Annotated in this window: 15 protein-coding genes; 9 read left to right on the top strand and 6 right to left on the bottom strand. The window is 73.4% G+C overall.

Annotated features, from left to right (window positions below; translation table 11 throughout):
* The first annotated feature begins 325 nt into the window (after positions 1-325).
* The 7 genes from OG928_RS23850 (at position 326) to OG928_RS23880 (ending at position 8,604) form a co-directional block, all read left to right on the top strand.
* Positions 326-2,833: a DNA translocase FtsK gene (locus OG928_RS23850; RefSeq protein WP_406287121.1), complete on the top strand. Its 2,508-nt coding sequence runs from the start codon at positions 326-328 to the stop codon at positions 2,831-2,833.
* A 57-nt stretch (positions 2,834-2,890) separates the two neighbouring features.
* A complete protein-coding gene (locus OG928_RS23855) occupies positions 2,891-3,787 on the top strand; it encodes a helix-turn-helix domain-containing protein (RefSeq protein ID WP_406287123.1) in 897 nt (298 codons plus the stop codon).
* 78 nt (positions 3,788-3,865) lie between these two features.
* The gene (rimO, locus tag OG928_RS23860) at positions 3,866-5,365 is read left to right on the top strand and encodes a 30S ribosomal protein S12 methylthiotransferase RimO (RefSeq protein ID WP_406287126.1); all 1,500 of its coding nucleotides are present in this window, start codon (positions 3,866-3,868) and stop codon (positions 5,363-5,365) included.
* Positions 5,362-6,036, top strand: a complete 675-nt coding sequence (gene pgsA / locus OG928_RS23865; RefSeq protein WP_406287128.1) for a CDP-diacylglycerol--glycerol-3-phosphate 3-phosphatidyltransferase — start codon at positions 5,362-5,364, stop codon at positions 6,034-6,036. Before rimO ends, pgsA begins: the two co-directional genes overlap by 4 nt.
* A gap of 38 nt (positions 6,037-6,074) precedes the next feature.
* Entirely contained in the window at positions 6,075-7,352 is a 1,278-nt protein-coding gene (locus tag OG928_RS23870; protein ID WP_406287130.1) for a CinA family nicotinamide mononucleotide deamidase-related protein, read from the top strand.
* Between the two features lie 244 nt (positions 7,353-7,596).
* Positions 7,597-7,989 (top strand): helix-turn-helix domain-containing protein, encoded by a 393-nt coding sequence (locus OG928_RS23875; protein ID WP_406287132.1) that lies wholly within the window; start codon positions 7,597-7,599, stop codon positions 7,987-7,989.
* A gap of 183 nt (positions 7,990-8,172) precedes the next feature.
* The gene (locus OG928_RS23880; RefSeq protein WP_406287134.1) at positions 8,173-8,604 is read left to right on the top strand and encodes a hypothetical protein; all 432 of its coding nucleotides are present in this window, start codon (positions 8,173-8,175) and stop codon (positions 8,602-8,604) included.
* Here OG928_RS23880 and OG928_RS23885 read toward each other — a convergent pair.
* The 5 genes from OG928_RS23885 to OG928_RS23905 form a co-directional block, all read right to left on the bottom strand.
* Positions 8,555-9,352, bottom strand: a complete 798-nt coding sequence (locus OG928_RS23885) for an SDR family NAD(P)-dependent oxidoreductase (protein ID WP_406287135.1) — start codon at positions 9,350-9,352, stop codon at positions 8,555-8,557. The two genes, OG928_RS23880 and OG928_RS23885, sit on opposite strands and share 50 nt — an antisense overlap.
* Before the next feature lie 128 nt (positions 9,353-9,480).
* On the bottom strand, positions 9,481-9,993 hold the full coding sequence (locus OG928_RS23890; protein WP_406287137.1) for a hypothetical protein: 513 nt from the start codon (positions 9,991-9,993) through the stop codon (positions 9,481-9,483).
* The gene (locus OG928_RS23895; RefSeq protein ID WP_406287139.1) at positions 9,990-10,823 is read right to left on the bottom strand and encodes an Fpg/Nei family DNA glycosylase; all 834 of its coding nucleotides are present in this window, start codon (positions 10,821-10,823) and stop codon (positions 9,990-9,992) included. The genes OG928_RS23890 and OG928_RS23895 overlap by 4 nt, the downstream gene beginning before the upstream one ends.
* 345 nt (positions 10,824-11,168) lie before the next feature.
* Positions 11,169-11,420, bottom strand: coding sequence for a hypothetical protein (locus tag OG928_RS23900; RefSeq protein WP_406287141.1), 252 nt, complete (start codon positions 11,418-11,420; stop codon positions 11,169-11,171).
* On the bottom strand, positions 11,417-15,799 hold the full coding sequence (locus OG928_RS23905) for an ATP-dependent helicase (protein ID WP_406287144.1): 4,383 nt from the start codon (positions 15,797-15,799) through the stop codon (positions 11,417-11,419). The genes OG928_RS23900 and OG928_RS23905 overlap by 4 nt, the downstream gene beginning before the upstream one ends.
* A 102-nt stretch (positions 15,800-15,901) precedes the next feature.
* Here OG928_RS23905 and OG928_RS23910 point away from each other — a divergent pair, with 102 nt between their 5' ends.
* Both OG928_RS23910 and OG928_RS23915 read left to right on the top strand, forming a co-directional pair.
* Complete coding sequence (locus tag OG928_RS23910; RefSeq protein WP_406287145.1) at positions 15,902-16,099, top strand: DUF3046 domain-containing protein; 198 nt, start codon at positions 15,902-15,904, stop codon at positions 16,097-16,099.
* 89 nt (positions 16,100-16,188) lie between these two features.
* Entirely contained in the window at positions 16,189-17,367 is a 1,179-nt protein-coding gene (locus OG928_RS23915; protein WP_406287148.1) for an AI-2E family transporter, read from the top strand.
* Here OG928_RS23915 and OG928_RS23920 read toward each other — a convergent pair.
* Entirely contained in the window at positions 17,340-18,098 is a 759-nt protein-coding gene (locus OG928_RS23920; RefSeq protein ID WP_406291158.1) for a site-2 protease family protein, read from the bottom strand. The two genes, OG928_RS23915 and OG928_RS23920, sit on opposite strands and share 28 nt — an antisense overlap.
* Positions 18,099-18,173: the final 75 nt, after the last annotated feature.

An 18,173-nucleotide genomic window follows, 5' to 3' on the forward strand; every position in this document is an offset into this window, starting at 1 on the left:
GCCGGCCGACCCCTCCACAGCCGGCCGGCGCCCGAGGCCACCCGAGTCGAAAGGCGGGCTCAATCAGCCCGGCGGGCGCTTGAGGCCACCTCGGGCGCAGCCCGGCCCAATCGAGCCGGGCGGGCGTTTGAGGCCACCTGAGCCGAAGGACGGGCCCAATCAGCCCGGCCGGCGCTTGAGGCCACCTCGGCCCCAGGCCGGCCCAATCAAGCCCGGCCGGCGTTTGAGGCCAACAGCCCGTCCGGAGCCTGAGGACACCCCGACACGGCCCGCCCCACGGGCTGTTACGCACGGGGTGCACGAGGTCCACCGGTAACCTCGGAACATGGCCACACGTGCGTCCGGCGGCGGAGCGCAACCGCGCACGGCCGCGAAGAAGAAGGCTCCCGCCAAGAAGCCGGCACCTCCGCCCCCGCCCCCGCCGAAACTGTTCGGTGGGCTCCCCGCGCTGCTCGGCAAGGGCCTTCGGGGTCTGTGGCTGGGCCTGGCCCACGCGTTCGGCGCGGCCGCGCGCGGAATCGGCTCCGGCGCACGCGGGCTCGACCCCGCGCATCGCCGCGACGGGATCGGTCTGGCCCTGCTCGGCCTGGCCATAGTGATCGCCGCCGGAGCGTGGGGGACCATCGACGGCGTGGTCGGCGAGGCGGTCAACGCCGTCGTCGCGGGCCTGGTCGGGCGGCTCGACCTGCTTGTGCCGTTCCTGGTCGGCGCGTTGGGCATCCGCGTCATGCGCCACCCGGACCAGAAGGACGCCACCGGGCGGATCATGATCGGCTGCACCGCGCTGGTGTGCAGCGTGCTCGGCCTGATCCACGTCGGCTGCGGGACCCCGCAGCCGAGCGACGGCGCGACCGCGATGCGCGACGCCGGCGGTTACGTCGGCTGGGCCTTCGCGGCCCCGCCCGTGCACCTGGTCACCGCGTGGGTCGCGGTGCCGCTGCTCGTGCTGCTGATCGTGTTCGGCCTGCTCGTGGTCACCGCGACGCCGATCAACGCGGTGCCGGAGCGGCTCGGGGTCTTCCTCGGGTTCGTCGAGGAGCGCGAGCCGGGGCGGCTCGACGAGGACGACCGCCCGAGCGGGTTCGCCTCGTTCGAGGACGACGACGAGCCGGCCGCCCCCGCGCCGGTACGCAAGCCCCGCGCGCGCCGTCGGCAGAGCCCGGCCCCGACCGGTCACCCCGACGCGATCGACGTCGCCGCGGCCGCCGCCGCGGCCCTGGACGCGGGCGACCTGGGCTCCGTCGTACCGCCCGCGCGCTCGCGCAAGGCCGCCGCCGCGCGGGTCGCGACCGACCTGCGCGCGCAGGCCGCCGCCCCGGCGCACACGCCCGCGCCGCCACGCAGCGAGCAGTTGAAGCTGTCCGGCGACATCACCTACCACCTGCCCGGACCGACGCTGCTCAAGAAGGGCCCGCCGGCCAAGGCCCGCAGCAAGGCCAACGACGACGTGGTCGCGGCGCTGTCCAAGGTGTTCGAGCAGTTCAACGTGGACGCGCAGGTCACCGGCTTCTCCCGCGGCCCCACCGTGACCCGCTACGTGATCGAGCTGGGCCCGGCGGTCAAGGTCGAGCGGATCACCGCCCTGGCCAAGAACATCGCGTACGCGGTGGCCAGCGCCGACGTGCGGATCATCAGCCCGATCCCGGGCAAGTCCGCGGTCGGCATCGAGATTCCCAACACCGACCGCGAGATGGTCAGCCTCGGCGACATCCTGGCCTCCGACACCGCCGCCGGCGACGCGCACCCGATGATCGCCGCGCTCGGCAAGGACGTCGAGGGCAACGACGTGGTCGCCAACCTCGCCAAGATGCCGCACCTGCTGGTCGCGGGCGCGACCGGCGCGGGCAAGTCGAGCTGCATCAACGGCCTGATCACCTCGATCATGATGCGCGCCACCCCGGAGGAGGTCCGGATGGTGCTGGTCGACCCCAAGCGGGTCGAACTGACCACCTACGAGGGCATCCCGCACCTGATCACGCCGATCATCACGAACCCCAAGAGGGCCGCCGAGGCGCTCCAGTGGGTCGTGCGCGAGATGGACATGCGCTACGACGACCTGGCCAACTTCGGCTTCCGGCACGTGGACGACTTCAACGTCGCCGTGCGCGCGGGCAAGCTCAAGATGCCGCCCGGCAGCGAACGCGAGCCCACGCCCTACCCGTACCTGCTGGTGATCGTCGACGAGCTCGCCGACCTCATGATGGTCGCGCCGCGCGACGTCGAGGACTCGATCGTGCGGATCACCCAGCTCGCGCGCGCCGCGGGCATCCACCTCGTGCTGGCCACCCAGCGGCCCAGCGTCGACGTGGTGACCGGGCTGATCAAGGCCAACGTGCCCTCCCGACTCGCGTTCGCGACCTCCTCGCTCGCCGACAGCCGGGTCATCCTGGACCAGCCCGGCGCGGAGAAGCTGATCGGCAAGGGCGACGCGCTGTTCCTGCCGATGGGCGCGAGCAAGCCGATCCGGATGCAGGGCGCCTACGTCACCGAGGAGGAGATCGACGCGGTCGCCCGGCACTGCAAGGAGCAGCTCCAGCCGGAGTACCTCGAGGAGGTCACCGTCGCGCCCGGCCAGAAGAAGCAGGTCGACGAGGACGTCGGCGACGACCTCGACCTGCTGTGCCAGGCGGTCGAGCTGGTGGTGTCCACCCAGTTCGGCTCGACCTCGATGCTCCAACGCAAGCTGCGGGTGGGCTTCGCGAAGGCCGGCCGGTTGATGGACCTGATGGAGAGCCGGGACATCGTCGGACCGAGCGAGGGATCCAAAGCGCGCGAAGTATTGATCAAACCGGATGAAATCGAGCAGGTTCTGGCCACGTTGCGTGGAGAATGATCTGACTTAAGTGATGATTGGTAGTACTCGCGACGTATGAGGCATAAGGGGCGTATCGTGTCGATCGGTCAGAGCCTCAGCGAGGCTCGAGTGCGGGCCGGTCTCACTGTGGACCGGCTCAGTGAGGTCACCCGAATTCGACAAGCCGTCATCGAAGGCATCGAACAGGACGATTTCGAGCCGTGTGGCGGCGACTTCTACGCCCGAGGCCACATCCGCACCGTGGCCCGCGCGACCGGCGTCGACCCGATGCCCCTGCTCGCCGAATACGACGCGACGGTCGGCGGCAGGAGCACCCCCCGCCCGATCGAGATCTTCGACTCCCCGCGCAAGTCGATCGAACACCGCCGGCCCAACTGGAGCATGGCCATGGGTGTCGCCGTGGTCATCGTGCTGATCTTCGCGTTCGTCCAGCTCGCGGGCGGGCGCGCCGACGAAGACGAGAAGGCGACCGCGTCGCGCGTCACGCCCACGACCACGTTGCAGCCCACCACCCCGGCCGCGCCCGCGCCCCCGCCGCCCCCGGTGGAATCGGCGGTCCAGAGCCCGCAGTTCCCGGCCGAGGTGACCGTCCTGGTCAACGCGATCGACGGCCCCAGCTGGGTGCGCACGCTCGACGCCGAGGGCAAGGAGATCTTCGAGACGATTCTGGCCAAGGGCGAGAGCAAGACGTTCTCGGACCCCGCGAAGCTCGAACTCCAGATCGGCAATTCCGGCGCGGTACAGCTCACCGTCAACGGCAAGGAGGTCGGCGCGGCGGGCCCGCCCGGGGCGGTCGTCAAGTACACCTTCGTGCCCGGCGACCCCGCACCGCAGATGCAGAGCGCTTCGCCGACACCTTCCACCAAGCAGCCGAGCACTTCGCCGACGCCCTCCGCCGGGCGCACGACCGCTTCGTCGACGCCTTCCACCAGGCGGACGAGCGCTTCGCCCACGCCTTCCACCGGTCGGTGAACCCACTCGATCCGGCCGGAACCGCCGCACGCTTCCCTGCGTCCGGTCCATGCTCACCTCTGACGTAGGCTTTCCGGCATGCCCGCCCGCGATACCACCAGCCCCGCCGCCCCGGCCGAGAGCCCCTCCGCCCTGCGCACCGTCGCCCTGGTCACCCTCGGCTGCGCCCGCAACGAGGTCGACTCCGAGGAGCTCGCCGGACGGCTCGAGGCCGACGGCTGGTCCCTCGTCGAAGACGCCGCGGACGCCTCCGTCGTGATGGTCAACACCTGCGGATTCGTCGAATCCGCCAAGAAGGACTCGATCGACACCGTCCTGGAGGCCGCCGACCTCAAGGGCGAGGGCCGTACGCAGGCCGTCGTCGCGGTCGGCTGCCTCGCCGAGCGCTACGGCGACCAGCTCGCCGGCGAGTTGCCCGAGGCCGACGCCGTGCTCGGCTTCGACGACTACAGCGACATCTCCGGGCGCCTGCGCTCGATCCTCGCGGGCGAGAATCACGTCTCGCACGTACCGCGCGACCGCCGCGCCCTGCTGCCGATCACGCCCGTCGAGCGCCAGGCCGTCGACGTCGCGGTGCCCGGCCACGGCGCCCCCGAAGACCTCCCGGAGGGCGTCGCCCCCGCGTCCGGGCCGCGCACGCTGCGCCGTCGGCTCGGCGAGGGCCCCGTCGCCTCGCTCAAGCTCGCGTCCGGCTGCGACCGGCGCTGCTCGTTCTGTGCGATCCCCTCCTTCCGCGGCTCGTTCCTGTCCCGCCGCCCCTCCGACGTGATCGCCGAGGCCCGCTGGCTGGCCGAGCAGGGCGTCCGCGAGATCGTCCTGGTCAGCGAGAACTCCACGTCCTACGGCAAGGACCTCGGCGACCTGCGGCTGCTGGAGACCCTGCTGCCCGAGCTGGCCGCCGTCGAGGGCATCGAGCGGGTCCGGGTCAACTACCTGCAACCCGCCGAGATGCGCCCGAGCCTGATCGACGTGCTCACCGGCACGCCGGGCGTCGCGCCCTACTTCGACCTGTCCTTCCAGCACGCCGCCGAGCCGGTGCTGCGCCGGATGCGCCGGTTCGGCTCGCGCGAGGCCTTCACCGGGCTGCTGGAGCAGGCCCGCGCCAAGGCCCCCGAGGCCGGCGCGCGCTCGAACTTCATCGTGGGCTTCCCCGGCGAGACCGAGGAGGACGTGGACGAGCTGGAGCGCTTCCTGATCGAGGCCCGCCTCGACGCGATCGGCGTGTTCGGCTACTCGGACGAGGACGGCACGGAGGCGGCCGGCTACGCCGACAAGCTCGACGCCGACGTCGTCGCGGCCCGGGTCGAGCGCATCTCGCGGCTCGCCGAGGAACTCGTCGGCCAGCGCGCCGAGGAGCGGATCGGCACCGAGGCGATCGTGCTGATCGAGGAGCTCGGCGAGGACGGCACCGCCGAGGGCCACGCGACCCACCAGGCACCCGAGACCGACGGCTCGACCACCGTCGTCGGCGAGGGACTGCGCGTGGGCGACCTGGTCCGGGTCCGGATCACCGACAGCGAGGGCGCCGACCTGCACGGCGAGGCGATCGACGTGATCGTGCCCGGGGGCGATCGGTGACGGCCGAACCGGCACCGCACCGCCGGCGCCCGGCCGAGGCCGTCCGCGCCGCCGCCGCGAACCACCCGCCGAAGCCCGACCGCCTCGGCGACCCCACGACATCGGTGAGCGCGTGGAACGCGGCCAACGCGCTCACCATGATGCGCGTGGCCCTGGTGCCGGTCTTCGTCGTGCTGCTGCTCCAGGACGGCGGTCACGATCCCAAGTGGCGCGCCTGGGCGTGGGCCGCCTTCACGGTCGCCAGCATCAGCGACCTGTTCGACGGCAAGCTCGCCCGGATGCACAACCTCGTCACCGACTTCGGCAAGCTGGTCGACCCGATCGCCGACAAGGCGCTGATGGGCGCCGCGCTGATCAGCCTGTCCGCGCTCGGCGACCTGCCGTGGTGGGTCACGCTGCTCGTGCTCGCCCGCGAGGTCGGGATCACACTGCTGCGCTTTTGGGTGATCCGCCACGGCGTGATCCCCGCGAGCCGCGGAGGCAAGGCCAAGACGATGCTGCAAGGCGTCGCGATCGGGATGTACACGCTGGTCATGACCGGCCCGCTGGCCAGCTCGCGGGCCTGGATCATGGCCGCCGCGGTGATCATCACCGTGGTGACCGGTCTGGACTACGTCGTCAAGGCCGTTCGGCTGCGACGCGGCAGCCAGGTGCCGGCCGGACAGGTCTGACGCCGGGGCGGATCCCGGCGACTGGGGGAAGAGACACCATGCGCGAATTGAAGGTCGAACTGGTCGCGGTGGGCGACGAATTGCTCGTCGGCGACGTGGTGAACACCAACGCGGTGACGCTCGGCCGTCGGCTCACCGCCGCCGGCCTGCGGGTCACCGGCGTGTCCACGGTCGGCGACGGCCTCGACGCGATGGTCGACGTGCTCACCCAGGCCGTTCGCCGCGCCGATGCCGTGATCGTCTCCGGCGGGCTCGGCCCCACCTCCGACGACCGCACCCGCGAGGCGATAGCCGCGGTCGCCGGGGTCCCGCTGCGCCGCGATCCGGGGATCGAGGACTGGCTGCGTCGGCGCTACGAGGGCATGAACCGCACGCTCACCGCGCTCGGCCTGCAACAGGCCGACGTCCCCGAGGGCGGTCGCAGCCTGCCCAACGCCAACGGCAGCGCCCCCGGCGTGGCGGTGTCGGTCGGCGAGGTCGTGGTCTACGCGATCCCGGGCCCGCCGCACGAGATGATCGCGATGACCGAGGAGCAGGTGCTGCCCGACCTGCTGCGCCGCGCCGGCGAACCGCCCGCCCGGGCCCAGCGCCAGCTGCGGACCGCCTCGATCGGCGAGGGCGTGATCGCCGGGATGCTCGAATCGCTGGAGAAGGAACTCGCGGTCGCCGGCGCGGTCGAGGTCGCCTACCTCGCCACGGCCGGCCAGACCCGGGTCAAGCTGACCTCGACCGGCCCGGGCGGGGACGCGGCCGTGGACGCCGCCGCGGTCCGGGCGCGCGAGCTCCTGGGCGCCTGCGTGTACGGCGAGGCGGGCGACACGCTCGCGGGCGTCGTACTGGCCCTGCTGCGCGAGCGGGGCGCGACCGTCGCGGTGGCCGAATCGCTCACCGGCGGCCTGGTCGCGGCCGAGCTGACCACGGTCCCGGGCGCGTCCGCGAGCGTGCGCGGCTCGGTCACCGCCTACGCCACCGACCTCAAGGCCGCGATGCTCGGCGTCGACGCCGACCTGCTCGCCGCCGAGGGCGCCGTTCACCCGGACGTGGCGGCGCGGATGGCCGAGGGTGTGCGTCGAACGATGTCGGGTACGTACGGGGTGGCCACGACGGGGGTCGCCGGACCGGACCCCCAGGACGGCAAACCGGTCGGCACCGTATACATCGCGGTCGCGGGCCCCGAGGGCACAACGGTGCTTTCGCTCCGGTTCTCGGGCAGCCGGGACAGGATTCGGGAGATGACCGTGGTTCGCGCGCTGGACCTGCTCCGGTGCGTCGTCGCGGGCCTGCCGGCCGAGCAGGACCCGTCGTGCACGGGCTGAACGGGAACGCCTGTTCGGCGAGGATTCCTCGTCGATCGGGAATGCAGGGGACACGCGGAAGGCTGTGGATCAACGTGTTGCGCATCGAGGCGGGAACGGGCCGGAAGCCCCATGGACCCTGGACCCCCCTGCCGTCAAGGTTCCACGCCCTGAGTGAACAGGACCGTAAGGCGGGCGCACCCGCGCGATCGGGCGGGTACGGTGGGGCTGTGACCCCCCGAGCCGCCCTAGGAGGGAGCGACCGATGATCCTGCTCCGTCGCCTGCTGGGTGACGTGCTGCGGCGCCAGCGCCAGCGTCAGGGTCGCACCCTGCGCGAGGTGTCGTCCTCAGCCCGGGTATCCCTTGGCTACCTGTCCGAGGTCGAGCGCGGACAAAAAGAAGCCTCGTCCGAACTGCTGGCCGCGATCTGCGACGCACTCGACGTACGCATGTCCGTGCTCATGCGGGAGGTCAGCGACGAGCTGGCCCTCGCCGAGCTGGCCTCGGCCGAGGCGATGCGTCCGGTCCTGGAACCGGTCGGCGCCGGCTTCACGCCGAACGAGCGCGCCGCCGCCGAACGTCAGAACAACGACCGGTCGTCGGGCCCCGGCCCGATCTCCTCCGACAACGCGGTGAGCGTGGTGGTGGCGGCCTGACGGGCCGGATGTCGTGGGCCGAGAACCCGGCCCGCCCGGCGCGAACCCGCTCTCGACTCGGCTGTTCCGCCCCGCTCCCCGATACCGCGACCAGCGGGGGGCGGGGCGGACGCATGCGATGACCCCGGTTCGGGGACTCTCCCGCGGAGGATCCTCGTCGGAGGATCCGGGGAGGTGCGAGCCGTGGACACGATCCGGGACCACCCCGCGGGAGCCGCCCCTCGCGACCGCGCACGCGTGGCCCGCCCGGTGGACGGCGACATCCGTGGGCGCGGCCGGTCCACGTGGACCCTGGCCGTGCTGTCGACCCTTGTGTGGTGGGCCGCGATGGCCTGGGCGGTGACCCGCGACGAACCCGGATACACCCCCGTCGCCGGGGCGCTCCTGCTGGGTGGCTGGAGCCTGTCGATCCTGCCCGTGCACTGCGCGCGGGTCCGCCGGAGCGCCCGGATGCCCCGGCCGGGGCGTCGGGGCGACGCGCAGTGCCGGCTGTGCGCCGAAAGGGCCGCCGATCGGGAGGACGCCGAAGCGGCGGTCCCGGCGGTCCCGGCGGCGCCGGTCGGGGCTACCAGGGCATCGCGACGCCGCCGTTGGGGCGCAGGATCTGGCCCGTGACGAACTTGGCGGCGTCGGAGGCGAGGTAGGCCACCGCGTACGAGATGTCGGTGGGCTCGCCCACGGTGCGCAGCGGCGACATCCTGGCCATCGGCGCGGCGACGGCGGCCTTGCGGTCCTCGTCCTCGTTGCCGTCGGCGTCGGTCCAGTGTCGGCCGGTCATGCCGGTGACGATCCAGCCGGGCGCGACCGCGTTCACCCGTACGCCCCGGGGGCCGACCTCGGTGGCGAGGGTCTTGGTGAGTTGGACCACGGCGGCCTTGGCGGCGCCGTAGCACAGCAGGCCCGAGGTGGCGGTGTCCACGGCGCCGGAGGCCATGTTGACGATGCTGCCCGAGCCCTGGCGGGTCATCACCCGGGCGGCGGCGCGGCAGCCGAAGAAGACGCCCTTGAAGTTGATCGCGAGGACCCGGTCGAGGTCGGCCTCCTCGGTCTCCACGACCGTGCTCATGTGCATGACCCCGGCGATGTTCGCGAGCACGTCGAGCCGGCCGTGCGCGGCGACGGCGTCGTTGATCAGCGCGTCGACCTGGTCGGCGCTCGAGGTGTCCACGCGGGTGCCGGTCGCGGCGCCGCCCGCGTCCAGGATCGCCTTCGCGGTCGCGTTCGCGCCGGCCTCGTCGATGTCGGCGCACACCACGGTGGCGCCGAGGTCGGCCAGCACCTCCGCGCTGGAGCGGCCGATTCCCGAGGCCGCGCCGGTGACGACGGCGACCCGGCCGGTCAGATCGAGGGCTTCACGAAACACGGATGGCCTCCCGGCGTTGGTCGTGTGCGGCGCGCCGACCGTACGAGCCATCTGACGAACAGTCAATGAGTGTGTGGGGCAAGGAGATCGGCGTCACCGCAGGCGCTGTCGCAGCGCTGTCGCGGGGGTCAGCGCCGGCGTTCGCCCGGGTGTCGGTGCCGCTGTTCCTGCCGGTGGCACCAGCGGTGCGCGGCGCCGCCTTCGGGAAACACGCCGCCCTCGGCGAGGCCGTCGCACGCGTTTCGGGGAAACCGGTCCAGGCGGAGCGCCGGCGCGGTGGTGCGGGCGGGGCGGGGTTCGTGGGCGGGTTTCACGACGGGGGCGCCGGCGCGGCTGCGCGGGGCCTCCGTCCGGGGCGCGCTCGGCGGGGCCGCGGTCGGCGGGGCGGCGGGGGCATCCGGGGCGTCCGGGGCGTCGGCGGTGGGCTCCTCGGGGCCGCCCGCCATGGCGGTGATCGCGGGGGCCGGTGGCTCGGCTTCGGGGCGCGGCGGGTCCGTGGTCGGCGCGGGCGGGGCGAGGGTGACCCCGACCGGCGCGACCGGTCGCGGGGTGGGCGGCGGCGCGGACACCGTCGTGCACCCGGCGGCGGCCAGGATCAGGACGGGCAACACCAGGGCCGGCACGATCCGGGGCGACGTCATGCCCTGTACGACGAACCGCCCGGGCCCCGGTCACTGGGTGTACTCCCATCGGGTGACGGCTGGCAGCGCGGGCACCAGTACGTCACGCGGGGCGGATCGCCCAGGTCGGCACGCCGGATCGGGGTTCGGCAGCGCGCGCACGGACGGCCGCCGCGCCCGTAGACCCAGTGCCGCCGACCGGGCCGGGTGTCGCCGGTGGTGATGTGGCCGACCCGGTCGCGGTTGGCGAACAGGAGCCGGTGCGCGAGGGCGACCCACGCGTTCGGGTCGCCGGCCGCCGCGACCGGGGTCCACGGGGCGATGCCGCGCAGGAAGCACAACTCGGCGCGGTACACGTTGCCGATCCCGGCCAGGTTGCGCTGGTCCAGGAGCGCGTCGCCGATCGGCCGGTCCGGGCGCGCGGCCAGCCGGCGGGCGGCCTCGACCGGGTCCCAGTCGGGGCCGAGCAGGTCGGGGCCGAGGTGGCCGACCACGGTCGACTCGTCGGCGGTGCGCAGCAGTTCGACCACGGGCATCCGCATGCCGACCGCGGTGTGCTCGGGGTTCGCGAGGATCAGTCGGATCGCGTGCGGCGGGCGGGGGAGCGGGCGCGAACCGGTGCGCTGGATCTCCCACGTGCCGTCCATCCGCAGATGGGTGTGCAGCGTGACGTCGCCCTCGATCCGGGTCAGCAGGTGCTTGCCGCGCGGGACGACCGCCAGGACCGAGCGGCCGGTCAGATCGACGGTCGCGATCCTCGGCACGCGGAAGTCGGTCACGGTCAGCGGGCGGCCCACGAGCGCCGCGCGCAGTCGCCGCGCCGCCTGGAACACGCTGTCGCCTTCGGGCATGTCGCCATTGTCCCGGGTGCGCGATCGTCGCGAGGACACGCCCCGGGCCCGGCGCCCGGCCCCCGAGTGTCCCCCCGGACCCATCGGGTGCGGCCGGACCCCGGGGGTCGCGGTGCCACAGGAGTCATGCCGGGGACCGACGTCGCGAGCGCGCGGCCAGGAACACGTTCGCGACGCCGGATCCATGTGCATCCCGACCGTGACGCGTGCAGGGTCGCCACGGGCGGGTGGTGCCGGCCGACTTCGCCCGGGTCGCCCCCGACGTCGCCTTCCGTGGTTCCGATCCTGCGGGACGCACATGACCGCAGTGTTTCGCCCACCGGGCGCTCGTGTAACGAAACGGTGTCACCCGCGAAGGCGCAGCCCCTTGGGGGTCGCGTGGAAGCCCGCCGCTTCGAGCGCCTTCCCGAGCGAGGAGGTCAACACCTCGGCGCCGTCGGCCTTCTCGACCGTGAGCTTGCCGAGCGCGCCCGCGCGCACCGCCGAGGCCAGCGCCGCGGCGGCGGGCCCGACCCGGTCCGGGTCGTCGGTCCAGGACAGCAGGGTGCGGCCGCCGCGTTCGATGTACAGGACGGGCTCGCCGTCGAGCAGGATCACCAGCGCGCCCGCCTTGCGGCCCGGCCGGTGGCCGCCCCCGTCTCGCCGGGCCGGTCCGGCCACGGCAGCGCGGCGCCGTACGGGTTGGCGGGGTCGGCGGCGGCGAGCACGACCGCGTCGGGCAGTTCGTGCGGCTCGCGCCGCTCGCTCGCGGTCTGCAGCGCGCGCAGCCGGTCCACCGCCCCGTCGGCGGCGAACTGGGCCGCGCCCAGGCCCTCCACGAAGTAGCCCCGGCGGACCCGGCCGCCGTCCTCGAACACGCTCAGCACCTTGTAGGCCGCCGCGAAACCGCCCGGGCTGCCCTCGGCGACCACCGCGCCGCGGGTGACCACGCCGTGCCGGTCGAGCAGGGTCTCGGCCAGCGCGTGCGCGCGCCGGGTCGGGTCCGGCTCGGGCGCGGGGGCGAGCGACCAGCGGCCGGCGACGGTCGGCGGGCCGGTCCGCGGCACGCCCACGGGCCGACCGCGGCTCAGCCCCGCGTATCGCCCGCGCGGGGTCGCCCGCCGGGCCCGGTGCGCGGTCGAGCCGGACGTGCGCCCCGAGCCGAGCAGCGCCCGCAGCGGGGTCAGCGTGTCGCCGGTGACCCGCCCCGACCACGCCAGATCCCACAGCGCCTCGGCGATCACGCCCTCGGCCGGCATCGGGTCGAGCGTCGGATCCTGGGCCAGCCGCTCGACCAGTTGCCGGAAGAACAACGCGTAGCCGCCCGCCAACGCGGTCAGGATCGCGCCGTGCAGCGGGGTCGCGTCCAGTGGTACGGGCGGCGGGAGCAGGTAGGGCGCGGCGTCGGCGAGGTAGAGCGAGACCCAGCCGTCCTTGCCCGGCAGCGCGCCGTGCCCGGCCCACACCACCTCGCCCGCCGCGCACAACTCGTCGAGCATCGCGGGGGTGTAGCCGACCACCCGCGAGGGCAGCACCAGCTTCTCCAGCGCGGACGCCGGCACACTCGCGCCCTGTAGTTGCTCGACCACCCGAACCAGGCCGTCCAGGCCGCGCACCCCGCTCGCGCCCACGCCCTGCCACGCGGTCAGGAACCGGGCCAGCGCCACCGGCGGCACCGGCTCGACCTCGTGCCGCAGCGCCGCGAGCGAGCGCCGGCGCAGCATCCGCAACACCTCCGCGCCGCACCACTCCAGGCCGGAACCGCCCGGCCGGAACTCGCCGGAGACGACCTGCCCGCTCGCCGCCAAGCGCTCCAGCGTGCCGGTGGTCACCGCGACCCCCAGGCCGAACCGTGCCGCGGCCTCACCCGCCCGGAACGGCCCGTGCGTGCGCGCGTGCCGGGCGAGCAGGTCGCCCAACGGGTCCTTGACCGGCTCGGTGAACGCCTCGGGGACACCGACCGGCAGCGCGGTGCCGAGCGCGTCCCGCAGCCGGCCCGCGTCCTCGACGCCGGCCCAGCGCTCCTCGCCCGCGATCCGCACCCGGATCACCCGGCGGGAGTGCTCCAGGCCGGTCAACCAGTCGGCATCGAACGCGTCCGTACTGCGCGCCGCGACCTCGGCGGTGGTCAGCGGCCCGAGCAGCCGCAACAGGTCCGCCACCCCCTCGGCGTCGCGCACGCGCCGGTCCTGGGCCAGCCGCTGCAACTCGCCCTCGGTGCGGGCCAGCACCTCCGGGTCGAGCAGCTCGCGCAGCTCGGCCTGGCCCAGCAGCTCGGCCAGCAGCCGTGAGTCGAGCGCGAGCGCCGCCGCACGGCGCTCCGCGAGCGGCGAGTCGCCCTCGTACATGAACTGCGCGACGTAGCCGAACAGCAGCGAGCGCGCGAACGGGGACGGCTCGGTCGTGGTGACCTCGACGATCCGCACCGCGCGCGTGGCGATGTCGCGCATCAGGCCGGTCAGACCCGGCACGTCGAACACGTCCTGGAGGCACTCGCGCATGGTCTCCAGGACGATCGGGAACGAGCCGTACTCGCTCGCCACCGCGAGCAGTTGCGCCGAGCGCTGCCGCTGCTGCCACAGCGGTGTGCGCCGCCCCGGCATCCGGCGCGGCAGCAGCAGGGCCCGCGCCGCGCACTCGCGAAAGCGCGACGCGAACAGCGCCGAGCCGCCCACCTCGGCGGTCACCAGCGGTTCGATCTCGGCTTCCTCGAAGACCGCGAAGTCGGGCGGCAGCGTGCCGGCCGCGAGATCGTCGGAGCCTTCCCCGAAGGGCTCGTCACCGAAGGGTTGGCCGGTGTCCGGCAGCCGCAGCACGATCCCGTCGTCGCCGTGCATCGTCTGCACGTCGAGCCCGGTCCGCTCGCGCAGCCGGGCCGAGATCGCCAGCGCCCACGGCGCGTGCACCTGCGCGCCGAACGGCGAGTGCACGACCACGCGCCAGTCGCCCAGCTCGTCGCGGAACCGCTCGACCACGATCGTCCGGTCGTCCGGGACGTGTCCGCAGGCCTCGCGCTGCTCGCCCAGATAGCCGAGCAGGTTGTCGACGGCCCACGGGTCGAGCCCCGCGGCGGCCACCCGCACGCGGGCCTTGTCGGCCGAGAGCGTGCCGATCTCGCGTACGAACGCGCCGAGCGCGCGGCCCAGTTCGACCGGCCGGCCGAGCGCGTCGCCGTGCCAGAACGGCAGCTTGCCCGGCAGCCCCGGAGCGGGCGAGACCAGCACCTTGTCGTGCGTGATGTCCTCGATCCGCCACGACGACGTGCCCAGCGTGAACACGTCGCCCACGCGCGACTCGTAGACCATCTCCTCGTCCAGCTCGCCGACCCGCGACTTCGCGTCGCCGGAGACCAGGAACACGCCGAACAGGCCGCGGTCGGGGATCGTGCCGCCGGAGGTGACGGCGAGCCGCTGGGCGCCCGGGCGGGCGGACAGCACGCCGCCCACCCGGTCCCACACGATCCGCGGCCGCAACTCGGCGAACGCGTCGGAGGGGTAGCGGCCGGCGAGCATGTCCAGGGTCGCCTCGTAGGCCGACACGGGCAGCGCGGTGAACGGCGCGGCCCGGCGGATCAGCGCGAGCAGCGCGTCCACGTCGCGGTCCTCGATCGAGACCATCGACACGATCTGCTGCGCGAGCACGTCGAGCGGATTGCGCGGCGAGCGGACCGACTCGATGGCCCCCTCGCGCATCCGCTCGGTCACCACCGCGGTCTGCACCAGGTCGCCGCGGAACTTGGGGAAGATCACGCCGCGCGAGACCGCGCCCACCTGGTGCCCGGCCCGGCCCACCCGCTGCAGCCCGGACGCCACCGACGGCGGCGACTCGACCTGCACGACCAGGTCCACCGCGCCCATGTCGATGCCCAGCTCCAGGCTCGACGTGGCGACCACCGCGGGCAGCCGGCCGGCCTTGAGGTCCTCCTCGACCAGGGACCGCTGCTCCTTGGACACCGAACCGTGGTGGGCGCGCGCGAGCACCGGTGGCGCGCCCTTGCTGCTGCCGGCCTGCGCCATCAGCTCGGCCGGCGACGAGTCCTTGGGCAGTTCCTCGCCGGTGGCCCGTTCGTAGGCGATCTCGTTCAGCCGGCCGCACAGGCGCTCGGCGAGCCGCCGCGAGTTGGCGAACACGATCGTCGAGCGGTGTGCCTGGATCAGGTCGACGATGCGCTCCTCGACGTGCGGCCACACCGAGGCCTTGCGCTCGTTGCCCGCCTCGTCGAAGTCGCCGGTGCCGCCGCCGAGTTCGCCCATGTCCTCGACCGGTACGACGACCGAGAGCTCGAACGTCTTGGTGGACGGCGGCTGGACGACGGTGACGTCGCCCGTCGAGCGCATCCAGCGCGCGACCTCGTCGACCGGGCGCACGGTCGCGGACAGGCCGATCCGGCGCGCGGGCCGCTCCAGCAGCTCGTCGAGGCGCTCCAGACTCAGCGCCAGGTGCGCGCCGCGCTTGGTGCCGGCGACCGCGTGCACCTCGTCCACGATCACCGTGTCCACTCCGCGCAGCGCCTCGCGGGCCTGCGAGGTGAGGATCAGGAACAGCGACTCGGGCGTGGTGATCAGGATGTCCGGCGGCTTCGTGGCGAACCGTCGCCGGTCCGCCGCGGGGGTGTCCCCGGAGCGCACGCCCACGGTGACCTCCGGCTCGGGCAGCCCCAGGCGCACCGCCGCCTGCCGGATGCCGGTGAGCGGGCTGCGCAGGTTGCGCTCGACGTCGACCGCGAGCGCCTTGAGCGGCGAGATGTACAACACCCGACACCGGCGCCGCGGGTCGGCCGGCACCGGCTCGGCGGCGAGCCGGTCCAGCGCGGACAGGAAGGCCGCGAGGGTCTTGCCGGATCCGGTGGGCGCGACCACCAGCGCGTCCCGGCCCTCCGCGATCGCGCGCCACGCGCCCGCCTGAGCCCGTGTCGGCGCGTGGAAGGCGCCGGTGAACCACTCCCGCGTGGCGGGAGAGAACCCGGCGAGGATCGATGCGGAGTCGTCGTGCGGCATAACTCCCCATGGTGCCGCGTGGGTCCGACATTCGCGTTGGCCGACCGGCGGGCGAGGGCGGCGGAGAATCGCGGAGGCCGCCCGGACCGGGATACTGGCCGGATGGGAATGACCGACTTCTGGCGACGCATGCGCGCCCACTTCGGCGACGCGTACGCCGAGTCCTTCGCCCGCGACCACGTGATGTCGGAGCTTGGCGGCCGCACCGTGCACGAGGCGCTGGCCGCGGGCATCGAGGCCAAGGTCGTGTGGCGGGGGGTCTGTACCTCGCTGGGCCTGTCGGCCACGAAACGCGCATGACCAAACGGGCATAGCATGACGCTCTAGGCTCTTCCTGTCATTCGACGCATGCCACGTCACAGTGGTGTGCGACAGCACAGGGAGCCCATGTGAGCACACCCGACCCGCCGACCGCCCGGATCGCCCCGAGCGATCGGATGCCGCCGTGGCTGCCGCGGGCCGTGCTCATGATCCTCGCGATGATCGCGGGCTTCCGGCTGCTCGGCTGGACCCTGGACCAACTGCGCACGCTGCTGATCGACCTGCTGCTCGCGTTCTTCCTCGCGCTCGCCTTCGAGCCGGCCGTGGACCGGCTCGCCCGGCGCGGCATGCGGCGCGGGCTCGCGACCGGGATCGCCTTCGTCGTGGTCTTCCTCGCCTGTGCGGGCTTCGTCGCCTTGGTCGGCTCACTGCTGATCGACCAGATCGTCGAACTCGCGCGCAACCTGCCGGACTACGTCGACAGCCTGGTCGCCTGGGCCAACCGCACGTTCGACACCGAGTTGACGGTGGAGGAGATCCAGGACGACCTGTTCAAGGACTCCGGCACGGTCCAGGGCTACGCCCAGACGGTCGCCGACAACGCGCTCGGCTTCTCCGCCGCGATCGTCGGCGGCGTGTTCCAGCTCTTCACGATCGCGCTGTTCACGTTCTACTTCACCGCCGAGGGCCCCCGGATGCGCCGCGCGGTGTGCTCGCTGCTCCCGCCGGAGCGGCAGGGCGAGGTGCTGCGCGGGTGGGAGATCGCGATCGACAAGACCGGCGGCTACCTCTACTCGCGTGCCGCGCTCGCGTTGATCTCGGCCTTCGCGCACTACATCGCGTTCCTGGTGCTCGACGTCCCGTACGCGGTCCCGCTCGCGCTGTGGGTCGGGCTGATCTCGCAGTTCGTGCCGACCGTCGGGACGTACATCGCGATCGTGCTGCCCGCGCTGATCGCGCTGACGGTGAGCCCCTTGACGGTGCTGTGGGTGGTGCTGTTCGCGACGGCCTACCAGCAGTTCGAGAACTACCTGCTGCACCCCAGGATCACCGCGCGCACGGTCGAGATCCACCCGGCGGTCGCGTTCGGCGCGGTGATCGCGGGCGCCTCGCTGCTCGGCGTGGTCGGGGCGCTGGTCGCGATTCCGGTCGCGGCCACCGCGCAGGCGTTCGTGGGCAGCTACCTGCATCGCTACGCGGTGCCGCAGCACCACCTCACACCCGACGAGACCCGGCCGCCGCGCGAGCCGGGCCGGCTGTCCCGGCTGTGGCGGCGCGGTCAGGACCAGAAGCGGAACAGCCGGTAGCCCTGGTCCGCCAGGAACGGCGACACGTCGAGCGCGTTCGTGATCTGGTCGATCACGTCGTAGAACACCCGGTTGACGGACGGCGACCACAGCAGCGCGAACAGGAACAGGATCGCGTAGGGCGCGTACGGGGCGACCGCCTTGCGGAAGCCGTAGGGCAGCCACGGTTCGAGCACGCCGTAGCCGTCCAGGCCCGGCACCGGCAGCAGGTTGAGCACGGCCGCGATGACCTGGAGTTGGATCAGGAACGAGAACGCGGCCAGGAAGGTCGGGCTCGCGCCGTCCACCGCTCCGGAGCCCAGCAGCAGCGCGAGCACGATCGCGATCACGGCGTTGGTGAGTGGCCCCACGGCCGACACCACGCTGTTGCGGGCCCGACCTCGGATCGCCGAGCGGTCGAGGTAGACCGCGCCGCCGCTGAGCGGGATGCCGCCGAGCAGTACGAAGACGGTCGGCAGGATGAAGGACAGGAGCGGATCGCTGTACTTGAGCGGGTCGAGGGTCAGATAGCCCTTCCCCACGACGCCCTCGTCCCCGGAGCGCAGCGCGGCGAACGCGTGCGCGAACTCGTGCAGGCACAGTGACACCAGCCAGCCCGACATGACCATGAGGAACACGGCCGTGCGGGCGGCGGTCTCCGTCGAGCCGTCGTCGCGCCAGGCGTACCAGCCCGAGGCGGCGCACACCGCGACGATCGCGAGGAACACCGGGCTCGGCCGGACGTGCCGCAGCGAGCCGCCCCTCGCGGGTCGGCGATCGTAGTCACCGAAGGGTTGCGTCACGAACTGCTCCAAGTGCGCAGAAGA

The sequence above is a fragment of the Embleya sp. NBC_00896 genome, from assembly GCF_045207785.1.
Taxonomy (GTDB): domain Bacteria; phylum Actinomycetota; class Actinomycetes; order Streptomycetales; family Streptomycetaceae; genus Embleya.